Origin of the sequence: Streptomyces tailanensis, assembly GCF_008386495.1 — a bacterium.
GTDB lineage: Bacteria > Actinomycetota > Actinomycetes > Streptomycetales > Streptomycetaceae > Streptomyces > Streptomyces tailanensis.
The window spans coordinates 1-3,158 of record NZ_VTHJ01000154.1; the positions used below are offsets into that span (position 1 = coordinate 1).

Consider the following 3,158-nt stretch of genomic DNA (forward strand, 5'->3'; position numbering starts at 1 on the left):
CCAGCAACACCATGAACACCGTCACCCGCTCACCACGCGCCAACACCCGCACCTCCTCCGACAACTCGTCGGAGAGCGCGAACTCCAGGCGGCGCCCCTCCCCGGAGCGCTGCGCGGGCCGGGGCCGGTCTGCGGGCAGTTCAAGCAGCGCCGGAGCACCGGCCAGCTCCCCGCGCCAATACGACAGGCCCTCCGCCAGCCGCTCGTCCGTCAGCGTCTCCCGCTGCCAGACCGCGTAGTCGGCGTACTGGATCGGCGGGGGAGGCAGCGGGTTCGGCTCTGCGGCCGCGAAGGCTCGGTACAGCACGGCGAGTTCCTCGACCAGCACGCCCAACGACCACCCGTCGGCGGCGATGTGGTGCACCGTCAGCAGCAGCAGGTGGTCGTCGGCGGCCCGGCGCAGCAGGCGGACACGGAGCGGGGGCCCTTCGGCGAGGTCGAAGGGCGTGCGGGCCTCCTCGACGGCGAGGCGGCGCGCCGTCTCATCGCCGTCGCCGGCGGGGATCTCCGACACGGGCAGCGGTATGGGAGCAGGCTCGGCGATCGAGGACACCAGCGCGCCCTCGCGCAGATTGAACCGTGTCCGCAGGGTCTCGTGCCGCTCCCGGAGGGCTGCGACGGCCCGTTCCAGTGCCCCGGCGTCGAGCGGTCCGCGCAGCCGGACGGCGGCGTACACGTTGTAGCCCGGGTTGCCCGGGTCGAACCGGTCGAGGAACCACATCCGCTGCTGCGCGAACGACAGCGGCGCCCACGGGGCGGGGCCACGGGGCGTGATGGCGTCGCCCGCCCGTTCCCTGCGCAGCATCTCCAGCAGCGCCCGACGCTCCGGTGACAGCGACCGGATCCGTTCCGGCAGTCCGCTCACGACTCCTCCCGTTCCCGCAGCATCTGGGCGACGGTCTCGTCGCTGAGCTCCTCCACGGCGGCGACCATGGCCCCCAGTGCCTCGTCCGCGCCGGATTCCTCGTTCTGCCGCCGCTCGATCTCGGACGCCAGTCCGGCAACCGAGTCGGCGTCGAACATCACGCGCATCGGCAGGTCGACTCCCAGCCGCTGCCGGACGCGGGACACCACGCGTGTGGCCAGCAACGAATGACCGCCCAGCTCGAAGAAGCGGTCATCCGCGCTGATCCGCTCCATGCGCAGCACCTCCGCCCAGATCGCGGCCACCTCGCGCTCGGTCGCGGTGCGCGGCGGGACGAAGGAACGCGCCGGGGACGCCTCGGGCGCCTCGGGCAGCGCAGCGCGGTCGGCCTTGCCGTTGGCGTTCAGCGGGAACGCGTCCAGGCGCACGAGCACACTGGGCACCATGTAGTCGGGAAGCCGCTCGCGGAGGAACCGGCCCAACTCCGCGGTGAGTTCCGCGTCGCCGCCGGGTCCGGGGTCGGCGACGACGTACGCCGCAAGCCGCGCCTCGCCCTGGTGGTCGCGGCGGGCGACCACGAGCGCCTCGCGCACGGCCCGGTGCCGTTCCAGCGCGGCCTCGATCTCACCCGGCTCCACCCGGAAGCCGCGCACCTTGATCAGGTTGTCGGCACGGCCAAGGAACTCGATCGTACCGTCGGCATGGCGGCGGACACGGTCCCTGGTCCGGTAGAGGCGGGCACCGGGCTCGGCCGAGAACAGGTCGGGCAGGAAGGTCTCCGCCGTGCGCCCGGGGTCGTCCAGGTAGCCGCGCCCGACGCCCACCCCGCTCAGGTAGAGCTCGCCGAGCACCCCAACCGGCGCCGGGGCCAGCCTCGGGTCCAGCACGTAGGCGCGCATGTGCGCGATCGGGCGACCGATCGTGACGATGGGCCCGGAGCCGTCCAGTTCCCCGGCCGTCGTAATCGCGACGTGGCACTGATCGTCCGAACACTCCGTGGCGCCGTAGGTGTTGAGCAGCGGTACGCCGGGCCAGCGGGCCAGCCATTCGCGGGCGAGGCCCGCCATGAGCGCGTCGCCGGTGGGCACCAGCCAGCGCAGGGCGGACAGCGGCGGGCAATCTGCGCCGAGTTGCCCGGCCTCGTCGAGGAGCGCCCGCATCATGCTGGGCACCACCTGAAGCACGGTCACACCGCGACGCTCGGTCTCCGCCAGCAGCCGGCCGGGGTCATCGGCGATCTCGTCGGGCAGGATCTCGGTCGTGGCGCCGACCGTGAGTGCCGCGAGGAACTGCCAGACGGACACGTCGAACGACTGCGGGCCGTTCTGCGCGACCACGTCAGCCCCGGTGATCCCCAGGTCCGCGATCTTGGCCAGGACGTGGTTGGTCATGCCGCGGTGCTCGACCATGACGCCCTTGGGCGTGCCCGTCGAGCCGGAGGTGAACAGCACGTACGCCAGTCCTTCCGGGCGGCACGCGGGCGCCCCGGGCTCCTCGTCCGGCCCGGCGAGCATCTCGGCGAGCGGCACCACGGGCGAACCGGTGTCCGTTCCGAGGGCGCGCACCACGTCGCCGGTGCGCGCCGCGTCGGCGATGACCAGGGCGCAGCGGCCCCGGCGCACCACCTCCGCCGTGCGGTTCAGCGGCTGCCGGGGGTCCACCGGCAGGAAGGCCGCGCCCGCCCGGATGACGCCGAGCAGCACCACCAGGTAGTCGATGTCCCGGTCGGCGAGGACCGCGACGATGTCCTCCTCGCCGACGCCTCGCCCGCGCAGGGCACGGGCCACGGCGCCGGCCCGGCGCTCCAGTTCGCCGTAGGTGATCTCGCGGTCCAGGCAGCGGGCCGCGAGGCGGTCCGGCGCCGCCGCGGCCTGGCGCGCGACAAGCGCGGGAACGGTGTCGCTGAGGGGCGTGCCCGGCCCGGTGTCGTTCCACTCCCGCAGGATCGTCCGCCGTTCCGCCTCGTCCAGCAGGCCGATGTCCGCCACCGGACGGCCCGGCTCCGCCACGGCCGCCCGGAGGAATGTCTCCAGGTGGCGGGCGAACCGGTCCATCGTCGCCGCGTCGAACAGCCCGGCGTCGTACTCCAGCAGGCCGGTGAGGCCGCCCGGCACGTCGGTGAGCTCCAGGGACACGTCGTACTTCGCTGCCCCGTTACCGAGGATCAGCGGGGTGACGGCCAGCCCCGGCAGGTCGGCAGGCGCCAAGGGCTCGTCGTGCAGCATGAGCATGGCCTGGAAGAGGGGGGTGTAGCTCAGGTCCCTCTCGGGCCGCAGCTCCTCCACCAGGCGCT

The 3,158-nt window shown here is 73.5% G+C and carries 2 protein-coding genes; both read right to left on the reverse strand.

Features of this window, described 5'->3' with window-relative positions; genetic code table 11:
* A partial coding sequence (locus tag F3T56_RS45635) for a condensation domain-containing protein (protein ID WP_246204886.1) occupies positions 1-865 on the reverse strand: 865 nt, incomplete at its 3' end.
* Positions 862-3,158 (reverse strand): non-ribosomal peptide synthetase (locus F3T56_RS45640; protein ID WP_149831340.1); only part of this gene is annotated, 2,297 nt, incomplete at its 5' end. The genes F3T56_RS45640 and F3T56_RS45635, both read right to left, overlap by 4 nt.